Below are 22,866 nucleotides of genomic sequence, written 5' to 3' on the forward strand. Positions count from 1 at the left end.
CTGGCACAGGCATTAACAGAGCCCAAAAGAAATAAGATCGAAATTATTCTGGCGATTGATTTCATGATTTTCCTCCCTGCATATTCCAGACAGCACGAAGCCAACCGGGATTTGGGCGATTGATATAAAAAAGCAAATCAGATGATTTCACTGCCCCGTAGATTGTTTTCACTTTATTCCCATCCAGCCAGACATCTTTTACAACCACAGGGTTCCAGTTAGCGGAGCAGTGAATATATTTGCCAATCAATTGTAATTCCGGTGAGATAAAAGGCGTCGGCACATCACCATTTCTCACTGCCTTTCCCTGGTCAATTGCTTTTTGACATAAGAATTCAAGTTCCTCAGGCAAATTCAAATATTCATTAGTAGGCTCAATTTCTTTCATTGCCACCCCCGCCTCCTGAGCTGCATCCAACATCACCCGTAAACTAACTTTGCTCCAGTCATTAGTCACTACCCTCTCAATAGTGACTGCCGCCCCAACACGCTTTTGTGTGATGCCACCGCGTTTTTTATCCTCGTTAACCAGATAGTCGTACCAAGTTTCTGTCTTTACTTCACCGCTCGGAATTATCGCACTTAACGCTGGCAGGCTCTTTAAGTCAGGTATTTCGGCCGCTGAACGCCGGTAGATATCAGTCACTTCAGAAGGAATACTTTCACTGACAGTTTCATTTTGGGGCTGAGTCAGAAAAAGATACTCCTTTTCCTTTGGATTATAGCCACCGCCGATATCTGAATGAACACCCGGCAGAGCCAGTTCCGGCCAAGATTCCTTGATGCTGTTCAGGCTGAAGTTGTATCGGCACTCATGCATTGCCGTGATCTGAAAGACTTTCTGTGCAATATCTGGAGGCAGATCCAGCTCAACACCGGGGTTCACACCACTATGAACATCAAATAGATTACTTACTGTACCTACCGCGCACACGGTATCAAATAACCCCAGAAAGCGAGTTTCACCTGCAGGTTTACCATGTTGATTTCGACCACCAAGCCCTTTAGTTATGGCCTGCTGTATGGCTTTATCGTTGTTTCTTACACGGTTAGCAAAGTGGCGAGCCGCCGCCGCACCGCGGCTAAATCCAAAAACATCGAACTGAATTTTCTCAATTGCAAAATTTATCCCTTGGTTAAGAGCCAAGAATTTCGAAATTTGTTCAGCAATAAGACCAACACCTTCCTCAGATTTATCAACCACACCATAAAACCAACCGCCCGTCCCCATACTTATCGAGCTATCGCCATTGCCTTTATCGGTACCAATTCCCTGTACATAGACTGCTCGCTGATAAACTGTTTGTTCCTCAATTACCTCGTCATTGGTGGCGTAAAGTGTATTAAGCCAGTGGATGTTAGAATAATACCCAATATAACTTCCAGCATCGCCAATTTTTTTCCCCAGTTTTTTGGCACAGGCTTCTGCGTCTTCTGCCTTCATTCCAACATCAAGATGGGAACAAGACTCCAAAATCCGATTCTGAGTATTAAACGCGTTGTTCCCTGTGCCATCAAAAAACATCCCAATAGTAATTGTTATTCCAGGTACGGGTTTACGCTTACAGACAACTGTTTTCTCAGAAATATTGATATCAGTGAAATGTTCACAGTCACTGGCTTCCCATGCGCGGTAGTCACTCATGCCTTGTTACTCCCTGTTGATGGATTACCAGTTCCCAGAATTTCAATGTTAAGCTTACCGGGCAGTGAGGTATAAATCGGAAGCGTTTTACCATGCTCATCGGAGGTTCCGGTAAATATCTGACCATCAGCAGTGGTTACCTTATATTCGGTATTCGGGATGATTTCTCCTTCATCATCTTTCAATGAATAAATGCCACCATATCCTTTCGGAAAGGTCTGGGGAGATGAGTTTAGCGTGGCAGGTCCCATTTTCTGGGCATTAGCACACTTCCACAGAATATTCCCTTCACAGCCCAGAATGATATCTTTACCCTGTAACTGGATAAACGATCCATCAAGGTTTTTCAGGACCATATCTTTAGCGGCCGTCAGCTCCATCCGCCCTTCCGTACTGGTCACAGTGATATCCTGCTTCGCCAGCATCTCCATGACATCATCCTGCGCCTGGATTTCCACCTTCCCTTTTGCGGCAAACAGTTTTATACCGGCTTTACGGGCGAGCATACTAATAGCTTCTCCTGCTGCTACCGTAAAACGCTTCAGTGCACCAATATCTGTATTCTGTTGTGACATAATGCCCACACTGGCACTGCCGGAAGACACCCGGACAGCTTGGGGGCTGGAGATACTCACCCCTTCAGGAGCATTCAGCACCATCCCAGGTTTGACCAGCTCTTTCAGTGCGTCAGTCAGTTTTACCTGGCTCTGGAGATCAACAGGCATGGCCCCTGCCGTTTCAGATGCTTCAGACAAGGTACGGGCAATACTCAACGCATTTTCCAACTGAGTGATTGCCTCCTGCATGGAGAGCATCTTATCACCGACTGCCTGCTGCTTGTCTGCCGTGATGAACACCCCGTCGCCGCCCCGGATTGCGACGTGTTTGTCAGTGCGCAGTTCCGCACCTTCACCTCGCAGCGCTCTGGATGCGTTGACGTTGTGTCCTAAATTGAGTTGAGTCTTACCTCCGTACTCCGTACTGAGCTTGATATGCTCTTCACCACGCTTGTCCTCCATCCGCAGCTTGTTCAGTCCCGCGGTCCTGACAACGTTACGCGTGCTGTTGGCTTCAGTGACGTGGTCTACGTGGCGGGAGTCGTGGAGGGCATGGGCAATATACGGACGATCCGGATCCCCCTCATGGAACGCAATAGCGACTTCAGTGCCCTGTATCAGCGGGAAGTGGAAGCCGTATTTGTCCCCACCATAAGGCTTGGCAAAGCGCACTGGCATGCTTTCCATGCCCTGCTTTTTGTCATCACGGTCGGCATCAAACTTCACCCGGTACATGCCGGATGCATCCTGCCAGGCGTAGATGTCGTTATCTTTGGCACTGGTCACACGCGCCATCAGGGTGCCGCTGACCACCGGACGCTTTTTCGCGGCTGGACGCCAGCATCGGTTCTCGTAGTACGGCATAGCCGCCCATTCCACCTTCAGCGCGTTCTGACGGCTGGCAGAGTAACCGGCGCTGATGATGACGAGACCGTTTCCGGTTTCACGCGGCAGTGTCGGCGGGATAGTCGTCTCGGTGATGGTCAGCACCTGCGCCGGACCCAGGGTATGGTCAGTGCTGGTGCCGGTCACCGTGGTCTGGGTGGAGAGGAAGCGTTCATGCTCCAGACGCGCCCAGAAGTTGCCGGTTTCTGCCGTCGGCGTAATTTTGTCACCACGTTCAAGGTGACGCGGGCGATAATGGTACACATCACCGTAAGTATTCCCCTCCCCATCACCGCGAGTCATGTCCGCCGGTACTGAAGTCAGGATATTCTGGGCTTCACGGTGGTTATAGTCGCTGGCCGTAACCGAACGCTCCACCACGTTGTGCCGGACATGCACGCCCCATACTGAATCAATGCCGCTGTCATTCGTCCCTGACGGGCTGTTCAGAGGCAGCGTTTTACCGAACGTCCAGGCGCTCTGTTTGTCCGCGAAGTGTACCACTTCAGTCTGAGTGTCAGGCTGCAGGGTAAAGAAGTAAAAAATCCCCACTTCGGCCAGCAGACGTTCAATAAAGGCGAGGTCATTTTCCTGATACTGGTTAATCTGTTCACGCTTTGGATACTCAGCTTTGAGGGTAAACTCATACTCCCAGCCTTTCAGCCCATGCTCCGCGAGCACCTCCGCCACCACTTCAGGAACCGATTTATTGACGAAAAAGCGGTGGGTGCGGAACTGATTGCCCAGCAGCGCCAGAAACGGCTCCAGCACAATGCAGTACTGCGCTTCATCCGCTGAACCACCCGTACGCTCGAAATGCGTCACCACTCCGTGAACCACCTTGCGCGCCGTCAGGGAAAGCAGATTACCCGCGCCTATGGTCAGGGTCGCGGGCTTGCTCAGCATCTGCCGGGCATCAATGTTCTTGTCGGCACTGGTGAAATTGATGGTGTAGCTGTAAAGCGCACTCATCGCTTCCGACCCGCTAAAATCCTCCACATCGATATCTGCCGTACAGGAAGGGATATCGAGGCAGTAGCGATTCAGGGCTTTTCCGGTGACGGTGGCCACCATCGTGTTCAGGGTATCCGTCAGGCTCATGGCATTGACTCCATTGTGTATTCAGTTATTCCGTCAGGGCTGGTCCGGGCCAGCGTCGGTCAGAGAAGAAAACAGGCTATTTATTCGGGCGGTGGTGCAGCCAGAAGAGCAGCTTCATCAGGAGATACGCCCCGACAGCACACAACGTTGTTTTAATCACGATGATATGCATATCAAAGCTGTCCATCGCTTCTTCCCCGTCACCGCTAATCGGGATATGGGCCTTCACAAAACTCGCAACCCATACATCAGGAATGAAGTGGATCCCGCTCCAGAACAGTACGATAAACAGCAGGATTTTCATTCGGCATTCTCCGCTCGCTTTTTCAGAGCCTGCTGTGTACGACGTTTCTCAGCCTCTTTTCTTTCTTCGGTTTCTTTATCACACAGGCTGTAGTTCGGGGTGCCACGCACATCGATACGGGCCCAGGCCTTCAGACCATTGCCACCAGGAACAGGGAAAGTTCCTCTCTGTAGCAGGAGGCGTCGCAGGTGTTGAAAATCACTGGAACGACGCAGGGTAATACAGCCCCAGGACTCACCGGAACCATCGCTGTTCAGCGGGTGGAGACGAAATCCCGTACGGTTCAGACCATTCACCATGATACCGTCTCTTTTGGTTTTATCGCTGAACAGAGCAAACCATTCAGAATGGTGATTTCGGTAACCATGCCAGGCATCGATCGCCTCCGCGCGGACGCGGTTATACAGGCTGCCGGCAGGCCTGTCGGTCACCCAGTAAGTGCCTGGAGGGATGGCAGCATTCTCATGATCGGCACAGTCGGGGTTATTTATATAAAAATCCAAACCAGTCAGTACCTCAAACGTCCCGATGCCGTAGCATTTCAGGTACGTGGTTTTGCCATCCGCCGACAGGTTGCCGTAATCCATCATGCAAATCTGCATTTCAGCCTCCGTGCGCCTCATTAAACGCCAGCACGATGCCCTCTTCCTCACTCCAGCCAAGCGTCAGGCTGTGCGGTTTCTGCTTCGCGGCCATGTGAGTGAGCAGTTGCTGACTCAGCACCGGCAGGATTTGCTGATTGAGAAGACTGTCGACGTTGCGCGCACCGGTATCCGGCAGCAGGCAGGCGGCAGTGAGTGCATCATAGAGACTCTCTTCAATATTCGTGGACAAGCCGTAATGACGATGCAGCCGCTGGCTCACCTGGTCGAGCTTCATCTCCACAATGGTGCGCATCGCCGATTCGGCCAGTGGGCGATAAATCACGGTCTGGAAGCGGGCCAGCAGCGCGGGCTGGAAGTGGTCACGCAGAATGGGGCGCAGCAGTTCATGCAGGTCGCCTTCGCTGGCCTCCGGCTGTTCGTCCAGCAACTGCATAATGTGGTCGCTGCCGAGGTTGGAGGTCATCAGAATGACAGTATTGCGGAAGTCGATTTCACGCCCTTCGCCGTCGCGCATAAAGCCCCGGTCGAAAACCTGATAGAACAGGTTCATCACGTCGCGGTGCGCTTTTTCCACTTCGTCGAGCAGCACCACGCTGTACGGGCGTTTGCGCACCGCTTCGGTGAGAATGCCGCCCAGGCCGTAGCCCACGTAGCCCGGAGGTGAACCCTTCAGCTGCGAAACGGTGTGCGGCTCCTGGTACTCCGAAAGGTTAATGGTGATGAGGGATTTTTCCCCGCCGTACAGCACATCCGCCAGCGCCAGCGCGGTCTCGGTTTTACCCACGCCGCTCGGGCCGACCAGCAGGAAAACGCCCTGCGGACCGTTCTCGGAGGTGAGGCCGGTTTTCGCCGCACGCAGACGCTGAGCAATAGCCTCAAGGGAGGCATCCTGACCCACCATGCGTTTGCCAATTTCGTTTTCCAGGGTCAGCAGTTCGGTTTGCTCGTCCTTCATCAGGGAAGAGAGCGGCACGCCGGTCCAGTCGGCAATCACGTTCGCCACCGTGCGGGTGTCCACATCCACCTGAACCAGCACGTCGCCCTGCTGCGCCTGCTCCAGCTGCTGTTGCAGGCCGGAAATTTCAGCCTGATTGCTGATATCCTGTCGGCTGGCCATCAGTTGCTGTGCCAGCGCCTTTTCGTTGCTGAAACGGTCTTCCTGCTCCCGGATGCGCGCACCCAGTTCAGTCCGCAGCTTCTCGATAACGCTCAGGCGGTCACCATGACGGTTACTGCCGGCGGCGATATCTTCCAGCAGCGCCTGCTCTTCCAGTTCCAGGGCAGTCAGTTGCGCCTTCAGGCGCACAATTTGTTCAGGCACCGTATCAAGGCTCATGCGCACGCGCGCGGCGGCGGTATCGAGTAAATCGACGGCCTTGTCCGGCAACTGGCGTCCGGTCAGGTAACGACGGGACAGCGTGACGGCGGCGCGTACCGCATCGTCAGTAATATGCACACCATGGTGCTCGGCGTAGCGTGATTTCAGGCCACGCAGCATCAGGCAGGCGGTGTCGTCGTCCGGTTCGTCCACCTTTACCATCTGAAAGCGACGCTCCAGCGCGGCATCCCGCTCAAAATACTGCTTATATTCAGACCAGGTCGTTGCCGCGATGGTACGCAGTTCGCCACGCGCCAGTGCCGGTTTCAGCAGGTTAGCCGCATCAGCGCCACCCGCCTGATTGCCAGCCCCGATAATGGTGTGGGCTTCGTCGATAAACAGCAGAACCGGCACAGGCGACTGCTGCACCGCATCAATGACATTTTTCAGGCGCTGTTCGAATTCACCTTTCACGCCAGCCCCTGCCTGCAACAGACCAAGGTCAAGTGTGCGCAGGATGACCGGCTTGAGCGATTCAGGCACATTACCTTCTGCAATACGCAGCGCCAGACCTTCAAGCAGTGCCGTTTTGCCGACACCCGGTTCACCGACGAGGATTGGGTTGTTCTTGCGACGGCGCGAAAGAATATCCACCATCTGGCGGATTTCGGTGTCACGGCCGAACACAGGGTCAATCCTGCCCTCTTTCGCTTTGGCGGTGACATCGAGCGTGAATTTATCCAGCACGTTCTGCAGCGCGGGGGCCAGCTCCCCCTCTTTCAGTTCTGCACCAACCGGGCGGCCAACAAACTCGACCTCACCGCCGTGGCTCTGTGCCAGTTCTGCTTCCTGCTGCACTTCCGGACGCTCATCTGACTGTGCGTCCAGCAGTGGACGCAGACGCTCCAGCTGACTCTGGCCGAGGGTCAGCAGTGGCCACAGGCCATCGCAGCGCACCAGTTTCTGTTTTTCCACCAGGGCCATCAACAGGTGCTGGCTTCGGATTTGCTCTTCACCGTTAAGCGAGGCAATCAGCCAGGCTTCCTGCATCAGGGTCTGAATGGCGTCAGACAGTTGCGGACGATGGCGTACCGAGCGCGGTTGATTATCCAGCCAGCCGAGCAAATCCTGCCACAGTGCATCCATATCCCACTCATAACGACGCGCCAGCACCGTCAGGTCGCCCTCGCCCTGCTCCAGCAGTTTCAGCAGCCAGTGCTCAGGCAGAATTTCCGCATGGGCACGGGTCTGGCAGAGCGAGGCAGCCCCTTCCAGTGCACGGGCACAGTACGGATTCAGACGACGTAACAGGATGGCTGGATTTTCCATTTTTCTCTCTCTTGATGGCTTCCGGGCACGCTACCGCCCTTCGCTGTTTCCCGTTCAGGGGACCAAAGCGCATGCGGTCGGGCTGGCGGTTTGTGGTTTTTTTGCTCAACGCCCGACGGGCAGACGCTCAGCAAAGAAAAAGGCGGGCAGAGCGGACTGCCCGTCTGAGTGGTTACTCTAAATAGTTCGTGCGGTAACAAGGCGACAAGTTCGCGAATCCCCGGGAGCTTACAGCGGTAAGTGACCGGGGTGAGCGAACGCAGCCAACGCCGTTAGCGCGCGAAATATGACGAGTAACTTAGGCGGTGGCGCGTTCGTTCCACGAATCGGAATGAATGATGTTGCCGTCTTTATAAGTCCAGGTGATTTTTTCGTAGCGCAGTTCAATGCGCTCAAGGTGGTTATGCTTCTCTTTGGAAGGATCCTTAATGTCGTACATTTCAGGATTCACTTTCACCACTTTCACGTTTTCCAGTTTGGTGTTGAAGTACTCCACTTCCTGGCCCGCGTCGTTGATTTTGTACCACTTGAATTCCGCAGACTTAAGGGTCTGACCGGTGGTCACCGCCTTGTACAGATACGGGCTGGAGGAGTCGATTTCCTTGGTGAACAGGAACGGGGTGTGGATACGGGTACCGGTCAGCTTGCCGGTGTTGTTGTCAGTCGGGATGTACAGGTTATGCTCCTGCGCCACCACTTCGATGCTGCCTTCACGATCCTGAACGTCCACAGAACCCTTGATGTCCGCGCCGCCGTCGTCTTTCAGCCAAAGATAAACAGGAATTGCCATGAGAGTTACTCTCCATTTGATTGTGATACGTCATCATCCTGCGATGACGTCTGGGTGTGGCCCGGTATCTGACAGGCACTGGCCTGCGGTACCAGACTGATTTCGACACGACGGTTGAGCGCACGGCCCTCCGGGGTGTCGTTGGTTGCGATCGGGCGACTTGCGCCATAACCCTGCACCGCAAAACAGCTTTCCGGCACGTCACCGGTGTCACGCATCCAGTCGCGCACCGCTTCGGCACGTTTCTGAGAGAGCGTCTGATTGAGTTTCGGGTTACCAGTGTTGTCGGTGTGGCCGGACACGACAATCAGCCAGCCTGGTTTTGCCTTAACGCCCACCAGAGAACTCACCAGCATTTTGGTGGACCCCGTCTTCAGGTCGAATTTTCCGGAGTCGAACAGCGACATGCTGTCAAGACGAATGGTTTTCGGACCCTGAATGATTTTCTTAATAACCGGTGGAGGCGGTAGTGGCGGGGCCCAGTCACTGACGGCAGCCTCAACAGGCGGCACCAGGCGCAGCCCCTGATACAGACCCAGGCGATAACGCAGTGGCTCCCCGCGACGCGCCCAGTCGTCCAGCAATGCGCCATCGGCTCTGAGGCGCTGCTGTGCCCGCAGTTTCGGGGAAACAGGCTTCCCCGTCAGCTGGTGATACAATACAAGGTGATCGCCAACATTACGGATAAGGCGCTGGTTGTTCATCCAGGACGCCAGCATGGCAAGGGCCAGGAAAATCCCGCCCAGTAATCCGGCATAGCGCCAGAACACCATTCTGCGGCTGACACCACGTCGGCGCGGTAACGCCGGCAGCAGCAGTTCAGGCAGCGGCAGTGGCTCTGTCGTCACAACGGCATCCGGTGGCAACGCCGTCACGGCGGTAATGTGCTGTTGCCAGAGATTGCCCGCGATACCGCTCACTGGCACCATGCACATGCCCTGTACGCAAGGCTTCATCACTGGCAGTTCGCCCTGGCGTACCGACAGCAGGTCATTGACGACTCTGTTCTGCCAGGCAAGCAGACTGTCCAGCCACAGGCCCTGACTCAGACGCGAAAGACGCCCGTCTGCTCCACTCTCCCGTGTCCACTCCGTCAGTGACACATTGCCCTGACCAGGCTGATACACCTGAATACCGCTTCGCTGGCTGACCGTGATAAACCATACGGGCTCTGTCTTCGCGCAAGCCACAGGGGGCGATACCCAGGTCACGGTCCACAGCGGAGGGAGAGTGCCAAATGCCGCACGGCACTGGACGACAGCCCGCTGCCAGCCCCGCAGAGACTGGGTAAAATCATCCCCAGAGGTCTGCTGTTCAGGTACCACCGCCAGCATGACGGAGATTTGCGACACCAGGGCCGGGCGCACCAGGCTCAGGTGCTGAGCAAAGAGTGGCAGCTGTTCCGCATCCTTCACCCACAGATACCAGCCCTGCCGGGTTTCCCGGTGACGGGAACCGGACACAAACAGCGGAGCGTTGTCGCCACAAACGAGGATCACCGCCCCCTGAAAATCTTCCGGGGGCAGGCTCTCGTCCACAATATCCCTGAGTGCCTGTGCCCGCCGCTGTGATGCCCGGCGCTGACGCCAGAGCATCACCCCGCACACCAGAATGACCAGCAGGCTGAGTGCCACACGGCTCCCGACCGACAGCGGCCAGAAGCCCAGGATAAGCCACAGTGCCAGTACGCCCGCCAGGGCGGTTAGCAGACTCCGGTAAACATCACGCATCCTTTACCCCGGTCTGACCGTCTGACTCACCAGTTCGGTGAGGGAGGATGAAAGGAAGAACCACAGCGCCACCAGGGCAACTGCGGCCACAACCCAGGTCAGCCAGTACCAGCGACGATCGCTGCGCAGACGTGATGCCCGGGCAACAATTGGAGCGTCCTGTGCCAGCGTGAAGGCCGGCCCCCGTTCCGCGAGCGCACGAACGATATCATCCCGACGCTCATCATCCTGGGCGCGATATTGCCCCACGAACCCCAGTTGCAGGGTCCGGTACATACAGGTCAGGACGGCAGCGTCAGGAGCGGTTTCTTTCAGCAGGTTGCGGATCCGTTCCCACAGTTCCTCACCGGCATTGAGGGTGCCAAAGAAGTGTGCCTGCAGCGGGTCACGACGCCAGGTCAGGTAACCATCATCGGTGGTTCCCCGGTTCATCACGCTCTCATCAAGCAGTGCACACAGGGCATACACCATATGGTCACGGCTGATGTCGCTGTATCCTGCCTCCGTGAGCGCCGCTTTCGCCTCCTGCACCAGACGGCAGGCCCGGCGATAGAGCCCTTCCCCGTCCCGGACTTCCTGGCCGCCGCGCAGCTGGCTGGCCATCAGCCAGCCCGGGTAGAAAATACGTTCTATCTGGCTGAGTTCGGATTTATTCATGAGCGCAGCACCGCAAAGAGTTCAAGATTCACCTCCCCTAGTGAGCGCGGGGTGTAGAAGGTACAGCTGGCCATCTCAAGCATTGCGCGAGCCGCCTCAGTACCCAGATCCAGCGAGAAATACTGGTTCTCAAGACGCAACGGGATAGCGGCCGGAACATGGGTCAGCGGTTTGATAACCATCCCACTCAGGGCCACATTCACCACGTCGGACACATCATCAAAGCTGCCCGCTTTACACAGCTGAGGGAATTTCGTCTGAAGTTCATGGTTCGGCATGGAGGAGCGTACGGAGAGATAGAAGTCCGCCCCTTCACGCAGGCGCGCATCGTGCAGGGCACCTTTCCAGATCTGGTCCTGGTGCTCCAGGTGGATACTCACCACCCGTGACGGCAGGCTCGCTTCCAGCAGCTTATCGAGCAGTGCCAGCAGCGGCGGAAATACCCGTTCAGGTGCATCGTGCTGATAAGCAGGAATATCGCCGGCGTCGTGCTCCAGAGAGAACGTCAGCAGGCTGCCGGCCAGACGGGCCAGTTCGCGGTACAGCAGTTCCGGGTGACGCTCAGGCGTCTGAAGCAGTTCCGTCAGCACCGGCTCGGCGCTGTTCAGGGCATTGAGCAGCCAGAACAGGGAGACATCCGCGACAGCGAAGTCGGCCATCCGCTCATTGCTTTCACGGCGCATGGCCATCAGGCGACGACGGCGGGCCTGCAGCCGCACCAGCAGGTCACCCAGTTCGGTGGCAAGCCACGGGCTGGCAGAAACAGAAAGCATCGGCGGGATAAAGGCCGGGTCACGGCTCCATTGTCCCTGCGCATTGCGTACCAGACGGGCCACCGGACAAGTCAGGTATGCCGTGTTTTCCTGGCTAGACAGACGCAGGGTCAGCGCATTGCGCAGAACCGCCAGTTCGCCGCTTTCATGCCCGGCCAGTTCCTGCACCACCACACGTTCCGCTTTCCAGCGACGCGGGCGTTCACTGTCCAGCCCGTTATCGAGATTGCCACCGCTGGCGCTCAGCAACGGCAGTGCGACAATCACGTCAACAGTCTCACTGCCCTGTGCTGCGGACAAATCACAGACTGGCGGAAGGTTATCGGCCAGGTCTGTATCAACAATCGTGCCATCCTGGAAACGTACCACCAGACGGGTGGCATTCAGGCGAGACAGCGCAAGCGCGGCATCATCAAACTCTGCGGCCACCACACCCCAGGGATAAGAAACCCCCATCCGGGCGACCATGCTGGCAACGTGCTCATTCCAGCGAGCCTGCTGCTGGAACTGTTGCGGGGCCAGAGCGGCCCCATCCTCCCAAAGTGGGCGGTAAATTTTCATCCCTGATTTCCCCTCGCCTTACGATTTGGCTTTCGGCATCTGGGAAACCAGTGACAGGTTGACGTCCATCCCTTCCACCTGGAAGTGCGGGATCGCATACAGCTTCACGCGGAAGAAGCCCGGGTTGTCTTCAATGTCTTCAACCACCACTTTGGCGTCGCGCAGCGGGTGAGAAGCCTGCAGTTCGTCGCCCGGGTCGGTCATTTCGGTCACCAGACTGCGAACCCAGGTGTTGAGCTCAAGCTCCAGCAGACGACGGTCTTTGGTGGTGCCGATATTTTCACGCTGAATCAGCTTCAGGTAGTGCGCAATACGCGACAGCAGGAAAATATACGGCAGACGGGCATTGATACGGCTGTTGGCCGTTGCATCCGCGGTGTCATACAGGGCCGGCTTCTGGGTGGAGTTGGCGCTGAAGAAGCAGGAATAATCTCTGTTTTTATAGTAAGACAGCGGAATGAAACCGAGGTTGGCGAACTCAAATTCGCGGGTTTCCGGGATCATCACTTCTGACGGGATCTTGACCTGATTACCGGTGCCCAGGTCGTACAGATGGATTGGCAGGTCCTGCACGGCACCACCGGCCTGCGGGCCACGAATTTGTACACACCAGCCGTTGTTGATGAAGCTGCGAACCATGTTGGATGCAAAGGCAAACGAGGCGTTGGTCCACAGGTATTTGTCGTGATCCGGGCCCTTCACTTCTTCCACGTAGTTGAAGCTGCGTACGGGCACGGTGTCCGGGCCATACGGCAGGCGACCCAGCACGCGCGGCATCACCAGACCGATATAACGGGCATCCTCCGTCTCGCGGAAGGACTTCCATTTGATGTACTCAGCGCGGTCAAAGTAGTTACCTATATCCTTGATGGCCGCCACATCCTCCATGCTGTCTTTCAGGAAGAATTTCGGCCCGGCAGAGCCGATAAACGGCATATGCGCTGCGGCAGACACTTTCGAAATGTTGCGCAGCAGGGCAACATCCTGCGCAGACGCATCAAATTCGTAAGCGGAAATCAGCGCGGCAATCGGCTCACCGCCCGGGGTGTCATACTCATCAATATAGGTATGTTTATACAGTCCGCTCTGGATGATTTCCGGGCTGTCTTCAAAGTCCTGACGCAGGTCTTCTTTGGACATATCCAGCAGTTCAACCTTCACGTTCTGGCGGAAATCGGTTTTGTCGACCAGCGATTTCACGCCGCGCCACAGACTTTCTACCGCCTGAAAGTCCTCATGGTGCATGACGGCATCAAGCTGACGGCTAATCTGCTGGTCCAGCACCGCAATGTGGTGGTCAATCAGGTTTTTGTCGAGTTTTTCAACCTTTGAGCCTGCTTTGGTCAGGCATTCCAGGAACACCTGCATTCCGGCCGTTAATCGTTCATCCGCGGTCGCATCCGACATCGCCTGCGCATCCTGCCAGCTATCCAGCGCACTCAGGGACGAGACCGGGGTAAGATTGATTTTTTCAAACAGTGAGGCGTATACCCCACTTTCAGTCGGGCACTCAAGCACAACGCTTTCGCCTCCGACAGCATTTTCGTTTTTTACAGACATGAGCATGATTCCGTATGAGTCCGGGTTATCTTCAGGCGTCTTTCGGTGCCAGTGAGGAGAGTTCAGTGCGCAGTTCGTTGCTGAGTGCCGGGTCAAGCAGTATTTTTTCCAGCTCTTTGCGGAAGGCCTGGTTATCAAGAAGATTGGATTTGAGGTCGCGCAGAAGATTGCGCATCGCCAGCATGGCTTTGAGTTGCGGGATTTGACGGGCAACCTGTTCTGGTTCAAAATCCTTCATGTTCCGGAAGGTCAGGGCAACGTTTTCCTCACTGCCGTCACCCGCCAGGGTGTTCTGTACCGACAGGTTAACGGACGGGGAAAACTCAGCCAGAACGCTGTTGAAATTGTTTTTATCCACGTTCACCTTCCCGCGCTCAAACAGCGGACGGTTTTCCTGACCATTGCTGAAGTCACCCACGGCCAGGAGCTTGAGAGGCAGTTCGGTTTTCTTTTGCGCGCCACCTGTATGTAAATCCAGCTTTAAATTGACGCGTGCTTTTGGTATTTCATTCTGAAACGAAGACATAACAAGTCCTTGTGCTGTGAAGTCGCGGCAGTCCGGGCGCAATGCAGGCACAGACCAGCAGATGCCAGATGACGTACTCCCGAACAAGCTTTAACTGGGAGGCTGCGATGATTGCTCACCGTTATTAAACAGGAGCAAAACGTATAGCAAGATATGTCTGCACACGAGAAAAACCCGCAAATAGATTGATTTACATCAAAAACCAACAGCAACCTAATCAGTAGTAAAGACGGCCAGCGTCGTAAAACAACTAACTGTGAGACGGTACTGATTTAGCGTTAATAACTTTTACGTAATAAGTGCAGATATGAAAGTAAGGCAAAACGGACTTATTTTCAGAACGAGATTCAGCTGGCATGAGAGTTAGCCACCGTTCAAGAGTTCCGCTATAGTCGTATGAAGACTCGCGTAATCAGGAGAGTGAAGATGCATCAGACTAAAGAAGAACGGGCGTGGCAGAGGGGCTACTCATTAGCCAGATTTTGGAAGAAAATTAGAAAAGAACTCTCCAGCCTTGACAACCGATGTGTCAGCTTTGCCATAAACCGTAATATGCCCAAATGGGTTGGACATATACCAATTGCAGGGCTGCTTATTCTTTCGGTGACAGCCATAACTCTGGGCGGTTTTGTGTTTGTGTCTTCAGTGTTGATTCTTTGGGGCCTCGCTATTGCGGGTTCTCTTGTGAAAGGTGGGGTATCTGGCACCACGGGTAAAATTGACAGTAGCGACTACATAATGGAAAGCGCTCGTCATGGCCAATATGATGCGCCTTACCAACCACCAGGAGAGGATTGAAGTCACGGGGTCCCTCCCTCGCCGCCGTGACGTTCATTATTATCGAGTAGCTTTGCTGTTTATCGCATTTGCCGCGGCGTCACCTAATTTACCTCCAGCATTCTGTGCTGTCTCAGTACCTTTTTGAATGGCGTTACTTAACGCCACTGCGATATTTACACCTGCCCATGATAATGCTCCCAGCCAGACGGCAGGAAGCACCAGGAACATTGTTCCCATAACCAGATTCATAATGAGGTCATCTGAGCTGTTCTGCAGTCCCGCCATATTAAAGCGGCTGTGAGTATCCGAACTGTACAACGCGGTCAGCAGCCAGCTGTCGAGCCAGCGCGCCAGTTCCCACCAGAACGTCAGAAAGTTAAGAGCAAATATCACAAAGGTCAGCGTAATAACGGTCCTGAACTCATAAGCCGCAAACGCCAGTATTAGCGGCAGCATCACATAAATTGCCATGAGCAGGATAGCCTGCACCATTGGCAGCGCCTGTCGCATCGCATCGAACGCCGGGAACGCCGCCAGACTGCCGAGAGATGTCCCGCCAATGGCCGCCACGCGTGCCGCTGCATTATCCAGGGTAAAATCGGCGTTGCCGCCATAGCCGGCATACACATGACCATTCTGTGAGACCGTCAGGCTTTCCGGACTCACCAGACGACGGATGACGGCTTCCTGATAGTCACTGTCGTTAAAGCCTGACATTTTCATTGCGGCTGAGATGCGCAGCCACATATCGGGGTCGGCCTGGTCCTTCACCCGTGCTTTCAGACCGGTATCCGCATTACTCCACCATTCACTGCAGGTGGGATAGCCTCCTCTTCCGGTATTGGGCCGGCCGCTGTCCCGGCTGTCGGTCCACGGGAACGCAGCCCGGGGCAGTTTAGACTGCAACGAAGGATAATACCGGCTCAGAAATGTGCTGCTGCCGATCCACTCAATATCACGCAGCGTGGTTTTGTCCTTTGACTGGCCCTGATCCTGCTGCTTCCACATATACAGCGCAACTGAATAGCAGTCGTTGGTGAAGTCCTGCAACTCCTGCGCCAGCGCTTTGTTGTCGATACGCGTATGCTGCACTTCAAAACGGATTTGTCGCATGTCAGGGCGGCAGGGAATGGTGACCACGGCCGCCTGGGTGACCCCTTTTGAGAGTTTATGAATCAGCACCCACCATACCGGTGCTGCAGCCGTCTGGTCGTTGAGACTGGTGACCACGCCGGCATAGCCGCTTTCATCCGGCGCTTTTGGCGTCCACACGCCACAGCTCTTTGCCCGGGTTGTGTCGTACTGCATCGTACTGAGGCTGACATTAATCAGCGGTACGCAGCAGGCAATCATCACCAGGAACCCGGCATACAGCGCGTTCTCAATACGGGGCAGCGACAGCATCCCCTTGTTACCTTCATCCTCCCCTTCTTCACGGACCCTGAGCCAGATACCCACCACCTTAAACGCCAGCGGCAGGACAAAAAGGCCGGTGCCCAGCAGAACATTCCACAGGCCATTGTTGATGACCCAGCCGAGCAGCGTGAGAAAATACTCAAGATAGCTGTTTGTTGTCATCGTCAGGCTCCCGGACCGGTAAACATCGCGTACTCACACAACGCGATAAAAAGCACACTGGCCACGCTGATGCGCTGCAGCGGCCGGCGGTATTCCTCCCGAAAACCCGGCGCATGCCGGATTTTCCAGAGGCCCCAGGCAATCAGCGCATACAGCGCCAGCCGCCATATCAGCCAGCCGTAGCGCGTCGACTGCATCCAGTTCCGGAATGCAGCGGCTTCAGTCGGGTGTTTCATGGCGGTGTCAGCCACCATTAATGAGACCAGCATGAATAACGCCATACAGGCGAGGAAGATGCTGGTACGGGTAAGGACTTTCCTGACAGTCGTTTTATTGTGCATGCTTATTCCCTCACTCAGCCGACTGCGGCGCTGCCATTTGATTGAAGCGGCTGTCCGTATTGTCATCAGACTGGGACTGAGGATTGCTTTCGATGCGCTGGTTTTCCCTGTCGATAATGGTCAGAACAGAATTGCGTGACAGTTCGCGTTTCATCTCCATCTCGTTTTTCAGCGCCGCGATAACCGAAGTCATAGCTGCCTTCCTGAAACTCCGAAAACAGTGTGTAACGCCCGTCAAATTTGACTTTCACCGTACCGGTTGGCCCCTGCCGCTGCTTGCCGACAATGATCTCAGCCACCTCGGCATCCGGGGTGCCGGGGTTATAAACCTCATCCCGGTAAATAAACATGATGAGGTGCGCATCCTGCTCCAGCGCACCGGAGTCACGCAGGTCACCATTATTGGGGCGTTTATCGGCTCGCTGCTCCACCAGGCGGTTGAGCTGGGAAAGCGCCAGTACCGGACAGCCCAGCTCTTTACCGAGCGCCTTAAGCGAGCGGGAAATTTCCGCTATTTCCTGCGTGCGGTTTTCCTGCTCGGGGGAGCGGACAAGCTGCAGATAGTCCAGCATGATGAGAGAGGGTCTGCCGTATTTGCGGACATAGCGACGGGCGCGGGCGCGCAGTGTGGCCGGGGTCTGGTAACTGGTATCATCAATGATCAGGCGGTTTTGCCACTCAATAATGCGGCCTGTAGCCGCGGACACGCGAGCCCAGTCTTCATCATCCATATTACCGCTGCGAAGCCGGGACAGTTCCACCCGGCCTTCCATCGCCAGCAGGCGCATCATCAGCTGCTCTGAGGGCATTTCAAGACTGAACACAAAGACGTGATCGTCAGGTTTTGCACCCACGGCCGCGGTGCAGGCGGCCATGGCCAGCGACGTTTTCCCCATGGAAGGACGGGCGGCCAGCAGGGCCAGATCGCCGGGCTGGAGACCACAGGTCATCGCGTCCAGTTCACTGAACCCTGTCGGAGTTCCGGTGAGGCCGTCACTGGCGGACATGCTTTCCAGATGCGTCATCAGTTTATCCAGCGCCTCGTTAACGCCGGTCTCACTGTTGAGCTGCATGGCCCCCTGTTCGGCAATGTTGAACAGCTTACCTTCGGCCGACTCAAGAATGCCCGCCGAGCTGGCTTTCGGGGCCTGCACATCGGAAAGAAGACTGTTACCCACTGTCATCAGCTGCCGCAGGCGGCTTTTCTCCGCCACCACCCCGGCGTAGGCCAGGATATTGGCTGCAGACGGCGTGTTTTTACTCATTTCAGCCAGATAAGCAAAGCCGCCACACTGTTCAAGGTCGCCTCTGTTCTCCAGCCGTTCCGTAATAGTGATGAGATCGAGCGGTAGCCCTTCTCCGGCCAGCTCGGCCATCACGCGGAAGACCATACGGTGCGGCCGGGAAAACAAATCTTCCGGGGAGATTTGCAGTATCACCTCATCCCACCGATCGTTATCAAGCATCAGTCCGCCCAGTACGGCCTGCTCAGCCTCATAAGAGCAGGGCATCATCATCTCAGACATGACGCACCTCCCGGGTCAGAACGTCACTGAAATGGCTCTGCCACTCCGGAAACAGTTCACAGGCGAGATCGTGCATGGTGACGGCTGCGGCCGGACCTTTGCGGCGTGTTTTGTATTCCAGACGATGCACGGGCTGCTGCTTGACATGCCCCAGTTTGAAAATATCCAGCGCCTCGATACGGGTATCGAGTAAACGATAAACGTCACGGTTGCCCAGCGCAGAGGCGTCGTAGTGTTTTTCGTTAATGATGGCGGCAAGACCGTCCATCGCTTCACGGTCAAGAAGGGTGTTTTCGATACAGTTGACGAGAATGGAAATATCAGGAAGGCGGATACCGTAATTTTCATAGGTTTTCAGGCGGGTAAGCATATGAAGGGAGCCGCGGATAAATTCACGGACATCCGGAAGGATGGGTTTAACAACGCCCATCACATTACCGGTAGAGGACAGGAGGGAAAGTTCGGTCATGACGCCTGTTGCGCCTTTCGAATCCACAATAATGACGTCATAACGGTTAAAGAAAGGATGCTGAAGTATGTTACGCAGGCGCAGACGGCCGTCTGCAGCGTGAAGCATCGCGGTCGGCAACAGTTCGTCCGGGTCGTTAGAGTAGATGACATCGAGATTTTTTATGGCGGTCTGCGAAATGCATTGCGTATGGTCACTGACCATCTGCATCAGCAGTTCATAGAGACCGAAAGGGGATTCATGCTCCAGCGCGAAGATACTGCTGGCTGTGGGCTGGGAATAGTCGGCATCCACAAGAAGGGTGTTCAGGCCGGCATCGGCGAGAAAACCGGCAAGGTAAGCAGCAAACGTGGATTTGCCTTCTCCACCTTTGGGAGAGATCACGGGAAGTATTTTCATTTTGCACATCCAAAACAATGGTTTGGATGTATGCGTTAGCGATTATTCACATCCCTGTAACACAAAGGCAAAAAAACTTAACTTTCCGGCAATGGGATTGAAAATCCCCGTGTCCTTGGTTCGATTCCGAGTCCGGCACCACTAATTCTGCATCAAAGCACGCTGGTTAGAGGTAACCCTTTAACGGGCGGAACAAAGGAACTGACAGGTAAATATCGCCGTATCTGTGAGAGACCGAACACTCGATATTAGTTGTTAGATTCCTCTCAAAAAGGACACCTGTTACAGCAGGCGTCCTTTTCTCGATCACTGACGATTCTCACAGCGTGTTAAAGGTATGTCTGGGTTCCTTATTATCGGTGGGGATCACATCCATATACCGTGACAATTCATCCTCTGAAGCCCGCCCTGTCACCTTCAAATCTAATTCGACGTATTCCAGGGTCGTAGTGACACTTCGATGCCCCAGTAATCCTTTACCATCGCCAGGTTACGATCCGGTAATTTCATCATTTCTGTCGCCACGGTATGCCTGAACCGATGTGGTCTTACCTTAAACACCCACTCTTTCATTAGCCTGGTGAAAAACGAGCGAACGGGTTGTATTGCGGGTTCCCGGTCCACCCGCCTGTTGGGCTCAGGAATCGTGCCACATCAAACAGGTAATCTTCGGGCTCAGCGTGTAAGTATCCCTCCACGCACTTTTAGAGATCTCCCGGCATACTGGCTATGTCCCTGGAGAAGATCGCCATGCGCAAAACACGATTCACCGAACACCCGATCATTGCCGTTCTGAAGTCCGTATAACCTGACGTCGGAAGAATACCGGCTGATGGCTGAGAAACCGGGAGCAACCATCGTCGCTCCCGGTTTTATCGCTCAGCATCCTGGGCGAATCATCCGCCAGATTAGGCCGTTTCCTCCACCCGAACCTTAGACTCAATAAACGTCACAACCGCACGGGTCACTTCAACCGTTGTCGCTTTGCCACCCACGTCCGGAGTCAGAATGCCTTTGGCGCAGACGTCTTCGATGCCGGCCATCACCAGCGCGGCCGCGTAGCGTTCACCCAGATGTTCCAGCATCTGCGCGGCAGTCCAGAAGGTGGCTATCGGGTTGGCAATGCCTTTACCGGTGATATCAAACGCAGAGCCGTGGATCGGTTCAAACATTGACGGGAAGCGGCGCTCCGGGTCGATATTTGCCGTCGGTGCCACGCCAAGGCTGCCCGCGAGTGCGCCCGCCAGGTCGGAAAGAATGTCCGCGTGCAGGTTGGTGGCGACAATGGTGTCCAGGCTCTGCGGATGCAGCGTCATCCTGTGTGTCATCGCATCCACCAGCATTTTGTCCCACTTCACGTCCGGAAACTCCTGCGCCACCTCCGCCGCAATTTCATCCCACATCACCATGCCGTGGCGCTGGGCGTTGGATTTGGTGACCACCGTCAACAGCTTGCGCGGCCGGGACTGCGCCAGCTTAAAGGCATAACGCATAATGCGGGTAACGCCCACGCGGGTGAAAATCGCCACTTCGGTGCCCACCTCTTCCGGCAGCCCGCGATGCGCTCTGCCGCCGTTGCCGGAGTATTCCCCTTCCGAGTTTTCACGCACTATCACCCAGTCCAGGTCGCCTGGTCCGCAGTTGCGCAGCGGTGGCACAATGCCAGGCAGGATTTTGGTCGGGCGGACGTTGGCATACTGATCGAAGCCCTGACAAATCGGCAAACGCAGCCCCCACAGAGTGATATGGTCCGGCACGTCCGGTGCGCCGACGGCACCAAAATAGATCGCATCGAACTTCTTCAGCGTTTGCAGCCCGTCTTCCGGCATCATCACGCCGTGCTTTTTATAATAATCAGACCCCCAGTCAAAATTTTCGATATCAAATTTCAGCTTGCGGTCCTGCTTTTCCAGCGCACGCAGAACTTCAATACCGGCAGAAATCACTTCAGGGCCGATACCGTCAGCGGGAATAGCAGCAATGGCATAATGGCGCATAATAGCCTCCAGACAGGGTTAATGTATTTCAGGATGAGAAAGGTCAGCCGTTTGCGGCTTTTTATTGCCCACCGACAGCAGCAGGACAATTAAGGCCGATAGGGTCAGTAATCCGGCGACAAAATAGAGTCCCCAGGTGTAAGAACCGGTTTGCTGGCGGATGATGCCAATGACGATTGGTCCGGCAAAACCGCCCAGGTTGCCAATGGAATTGATCACCGCGATACCCGCTGCGGCTGCGGGGCCGGAAAGAAACAGGGTCGGCATACTCCACAGCGGCGGCTTGGAGGCGCTGATGCCAATATTGACCAGCGTCAGTGCGACAATCACGCCGATCAGCGTGGTGATATTACCCGCATAGATCAGTCCTGCTGCGGCCAGCAGACAGGCGGTAATCACATGCCAGCTGCGTTCGCCGCTGCGGTCGGAATGGCGCGCCCAGAGGATCATCGCCACCACGCCGAGGATGGCTGGCACAGCGTTCAGGAAGCCAGTGGCCAGCGAGGAAGCGCCGAAGGAGTGAATGATCTGCGGCGACCAGATGCTCAGGGTATACAACCCCGCCGAGGTGCCAAAATAGACCAGCGCCAGGGCCAGCACCCGCCGATCGGCCAGCCCGCGCCAGACGCTGCTATGGCTGCCCGTCACCGAACGGGAACGTTCTTCGGCCTGCAGAGTGTTTTGCAGCCAGTCGCGCTCTTCATCAGAGAGCCACTTCGCCTTTGCCGGGCGGTCAGTGAGGAAGAACAGCACCACAACCCCCAGCAGCACGGCGGGAACGGCTTCCAGCACGAACATCCACTGCCAGCCCGCGAAGCCCAGCATGCCGTGCATCTGCAGTAACGCGGCGGAAACCGGTGAACCCAACGCGGTGGATAACGGCGCCGCAGCCATAAAGATCGCGGTCACCTGTGCTCTTCTTGCCGCCGGGAACCAGTAGCTGAGATAGAGAATGATACCGGGGAAAAATCCCGCTTCAGCCACGCCCAGCAAAAAACGCAGCAGATAAAAACTGTTGGCACTGCTCACCAGCGCCATACAGCCGGAGACCAGCCCCCAGGTGATCATCACGCGGGCAATCCAGATCCGCGCACCAACTTTATGCAGAATAAGATTGGACGGCACTTCAAATAAAAAGTAACCGAGGAAAAATATCCCTGCTCCCACGCCAAATACGGTGGGAGAGAAGCCCAGATCTTTATTCATGGTCAGTGCAGCAAAACCGAGATTAACGCGATCGATAAAGGCGATGAAATAGAGCAGCATAATAAAGGGCACAATGCGCAGGGTAACTTTACGCATCACCCGTTTTTCGAGGTGAGAGTTCATTTTGACGTGCTCCGCAGGTTCAGGGTTTTCTTTTTTTAATAAAACTCAGTATGCAGTTCGGGCTGGACTTATCATCAGGCGTGGATTATATAATTTATTTAAATAA

General features: G+C 55.2%; 17 protein-coding genes and 2 pseudogenes. 1 reads left to right on the plus strand and 18 read right to left on the minus strand.

Annotation, left to right across the window (positions count from 1 at the left end; translation table 11 throughout):
• Positions 1–61 precede the first annotated feature (61 nt).
• The 11 genes from GSQ70_RS03110 to tssB form a co-directional block, all read right to left on the minus strand.
• A complete protein-coding gene (locus GSQ70_RS03110; protein WP_158781043.1) occupies positions 62–1,645 on the minus strand; it encodes a DUF2235 domain-containing protein in 1,584 nt (527 codons plus the stop codon).
• A complete protein-coding gene (locus tag GSQ70_RS03115) occupies positions 1,642–4,188 on the minus strand; it encodes a type VI secretion system Vgr family protein (protein WP_158781045.1) in 2,547 nt (848 codons plus the stop codon). Before GSQ70_RS03115 ends, GSQ70_RS03110 begins: the two co-directional genes overlap by 4 nt.
• 76 nt (positions 4,189–4,264) lie before the next feature.
• Complete coding sequence (locus tag GSQ70_RS03120) at positions 4,265–4,492, minus strand: hypothetical protein (RefSeq protein ID WP_158781047.1); 228 nt, start codon at positions 4,490–4,492, stop codon at positions 4,265–4,267.
• Positions 4,489–5,094 (minus strand): DUF2778 domain-containing protein, encoded by a 606-nt coding sequence (locus tag GSQ70_RS03125; RefSeq protein ID WP_158781049.1) that lies wholly within the window; start codon positions 5,092–5,094, stop codon positions 4,489–4,491. Before GSQ70_RS03125 ends, GSQ70_RS03120 begins: the two co-directional genes overlap by 4 nt.
• A gap of 1 nt (position 5,095) precedes the next feature.
• A complete protein-coding gene (gene tssH, locus GSQ70_RS03130; protein WP_158781051.1) occupies positions 5,096–7,744 on the minus strand; it encodes a type VI secretion system ATPase TssH in 2,649 nt (882 codons plus the stop codon).
• 298 nt (positions 7,745–8,042) lie between these two features.
• Positions 8,043–8,534 (minus strand): type VI secretion system effector Hcp, encoded by a 492-nt coding sequence (gene hcp / locus GSQ70_RS03135; protein WP_024558534.1) that lies wholly within the window; start codon positions 8,532–8,534, stop codon positions 8,043–8,045.
• A 5-nt stretch (positions 8,535–8,539) separates the two neighbouring features.
• Positions 8,540–10,264, minus strand: a complete 1,725-nt coding sequence (locus tag GSQ70_RS03140; RefSeq protein ID WP_199257217.1) for an OmpA family protein — start codon at positions 10,262–10,264, stop codon at positions 8,540–8,542.
• A gap of 3 nt (positions 10,265–10,267) precedes the next feature.
• Positions 10,268–10,921: a type VI secretion system protein TssL, short form gene (gene tssL, locus GSQ70_RS03145; RefSeq protein WP_158781053.1), complete on the minus strand. Its 654-nt coding sequence runs from the start codon at positions 10,919–10,921 to the stop codon at positions 10,268–10,270.
• Positions 10,918–12,255: a type VI secretion system baseplate subunit TssK gene (gene tssK / locus GSQ70_RS03150; RefSeq protein WP_158781061.1), complete on the minus strand. Its 1,338-nt coding sequence runs from the start codon at positions 12,253–12,255 to the stop codon at positions 10,918–10,920. Before tssK ends, tssL begins: the two co-directional genes overlap by 4 nt.
• 18 nt (positions 12,256–12,273) lie before the next feature.
• A complete protein-coding gene (tssC, locus tag GSQ70_RS03155; protein WP_158781064.1) occupies positions 12,274–13,821 on the minus strand; it encodes a type VI secretion system contractile sheath large subunit in 1,548 nt (515 codons plus the stop codon).
• Positions 13,822–13,846: 25 nt separating this feature from the next.
• The gene (gene tssB / locus GSQ70_RS03160; protein WP_158781071.1) at positions 13,847–14,341 is read right to left on the minus strand and encodes a type VI secretion system contractile sheath small subunit; all 495 of its coding nucleotides are present in this window, start codon (positions 14,339–14,341) and stop codon (positions 13,847–13,849) included.
• Positions 14,342–14,767: 426 nt separating this feature from the next.
• Here tssB and GSQ70_RS03165 point away from each other — a divergent pair, with 426 nt between their 5' ends.
• Positions 14,768–15,139 carry a phage holin family protein gene (locus tag GSQ70_RS03165; protein WP_158781073.1) on the plus strand — a complete coding sequence of 124 codons (372 nt, stop codon included), beginning with the start codon at positions 14,768–14,770 and terminating at the stop codon, positions 15,137–15,139.
• Between the two features lie 39 nt (positions 15,140–15,178).
• Here the strand turns inward: GSQ70_RS03165 and GSQ70_RS03170 are convergent, their stop codons facing one another.
• The 7 genes and pseudogenes from GSQ70_RS03170 to GSQ70_RS03200 all read right to left on the minus strand — a co-directional run bounded on the left by GSQ70_RS03170 (position 15,179) and on the right by GSQ70_RS03200 (position 22,760).
• The gene (locus GSQ70_RS03170; RefSeq protein ID WP_158781075.1) at positions 15,179–16,699 is read right to left on the minus strand and encodes a conjugal transfer protein TraG N-terminal domain-containing protein; all 1,521 of its coding nucleotides are present in this window, start codon (positions 16,697–16,699) and stop codon (positions 15,179–15,181) included.
• A 2-nt stretch (positions 16,700–16,701) separates the two neighbouring features.
• The gene (locus tag GSQ70_RS03175; RefSeq protein ID WP_158781077.1) at positions 16,702–17,040 is read right to left on the minus strand and encodes a hypothetical protein; all 339 of its coding nucleotides are present in this window, start codon (positions 17,038–17,040) and stop codon (positions 16,702–16,704) included.
• 10 nt (positions 17,041–17,050) lie between these two features.
• Positions 17,051–17,227, minus strand: a pseudogene (locus GSQ70_RS25905) (integrating conjugative element protein); the annotation flags it as partial.
• Positions 17,202–18,566, minus strand: a pseudogene (gene dnaB-PI, locus GSQ70_RS03180) (SPI-7-type island replicative DNA helicase); the annotation flags it as partial. The pseudogenes GSQ70_RS25905 and dnaB-PI, both read right to left, overlap by 26 nt.
• Positions 18,559–19,434, minus strand: coding sequence for a ParA family protein (locus tag GSQ70_RS03185; protein WP_158781079.1), 876 nt, complete (start codon positions 19,432–19,434; stop codon positions 18,559–18,561). The gene GSQ70_RS03185 and the pseudogene dnaB-PI, both read right to left, overlap by 8 nt.
• A gap of 908 nt (positions 19,435–20,342) precedes the next feature.
• Positions 20,343–21,431 (minus strand): tartrate dehydrogenase, encoded by a 1,089-nt coding sequence (locus GSQ70_RS03195; protein ID WP_158781081.1) that lies wholly within the window; start codon positions 21,429–21,431, stop codon positions 20,343–20,345.
• Positions 21,432–21,449: 18 nt separating this feature from the next.
• On the minus strand, positions 21,450–22,760 hold the full coding sequence (locus GSQ70_RS03200) for an MFS transporter (protein WP_158781083.1): 1,311 nt from the start codon (positions 22,758–22,760) through the stop codon (positions 21,450–21,452).
• Positions 22,761–22,866 lie beyond the last annotated feature (106 nt).

The sequence above is a fragment of the Pantoea sp. BAV 3049 genome (genome assembly GCF_009765445.1).
Classification (GTDB): domain Bacteria; phylum Pseudomonadota; class Gammaproteobacteria; order Enterobacterales; family Enterobacteriaceae; genus Erwinia.

Bases quoted from the DNA above. Each gene is read 5' to 3' on its own strand.
- GSQ70_RS03110 (WP_158781043.1), bottom strand. From the start codon at position 1,645: ATGAGTGACTACCGCGCATGGGAAGCCAGTGACTGTGAACATTTCACT.
- GSQ70_RS03115 (WP_158781045.1), bottom strand. From the start codon at position 4,188: ATGAGCCTGACGGATACCCTGAACACGATGGTGGCCACCGTCACCGGA.
- GSQ70_RS03120 (WP_158781047.1), bottom strand. From the start codon at position 4,492: ATGAAAATCCTGCTGTTTATCGTACTGTTCTGGAGCGGGATCCACTTC.
- GSQ70_RS03125 (WP_158781049.1), bottom strand. From the start codon at position 5,094: ATGCAGATTTGCATGATGGATTACGGCAACCTGTCGGCGGATGGCAAA.
- tssH (WP_158781051.1), bottom strand. From the start codon at position 7,744: ATGGAAAATCCAGCCATCCTGTTACGTCGTCTGAATCCGTACTGTGCC.
- hcp (WP_024558534.1), bottom strand. From the start codon at position 8,534: ATGGCAATTCCTGTTTATCTTTGGCTGAAAGACGACGGCGGCGCGGAC.
- GSQ70_RS03140 (WP_199257217.1), bottom strand. From the start codon at position 10,264: ATGCGTGATGTTTACCGGAGTCTGCTAACCGCCCTGGCGGGCGTACTG.
- tssL (WP_158781053.1), bottom strand. From the start codon at position 10,921: ATGAATAAATCCGAACTCAGCCAGATAGAACGTATTTTCTACCCGGGC.
- tssK (WP_158781061.1), bottom strand. From the start codon at position 12,255: ATGAAAATTTACCGCCCACTTTGGGAGGATGGGGCCGCTCTGGCCCCG.
- tssC (WP_158781064.1), bottom strand. From the start codon at position 13,821: ATGCTCATGTCTGTAAAAAACGAAAATGCTGTCGGAGGCGAAAGCGTT.
- tssB (WP_158781071.1), bottom strand. From the start codon at position 14,341: ATGTCTTCGTTTCAGAATGAAATACCAAAAGCACGCGTCAATTTAAAG.
- GSQ70_RS03165 (WP_158781073.1), top strand. From the start codon at position 14,768: ATGCATCAGACTAAAGAAGAACGGGCGTGGCAGAGGGGCTACTCATTA.
- GSQ70_RS03170 (WP_158781075.1), bottom strand. From the start codon at position 16,699: ATGACAACAAACAGCTATCTTGAGTATTTTCTCACGCTGCTCGGCTGG.
- GSQ70_RS03175 (WP_158781077.1), bottom strand. From the start codon at position 17,040: ATGCACAATAAAACGACTGTCAGGAAAGTCCTTACCCGTACCAGCATC.
- GSQ70_RS03185 (WP_158781079.1), bottom strand. From the start codon at position 19,434: ATGAAAATACTTCCCGTGATCTCTCCCAAAGGTGGAGAAGGCAAATCC.
- GSQ70_RS03195 (WP_158781081.1), bottom strand. From the start codon at position 21,431: ATGCGCCATTATGCCATTGCTGCTATTCCCGCTGACGGTATCGGCCCT.
- GSQ70_RS03200 (WP_158781083.1), bottom strand. From the start codon at position 22,760: ATGAACTCTCACCTCGAAAAACGGGTGATGCGTAAAGTTACCCTGCGC.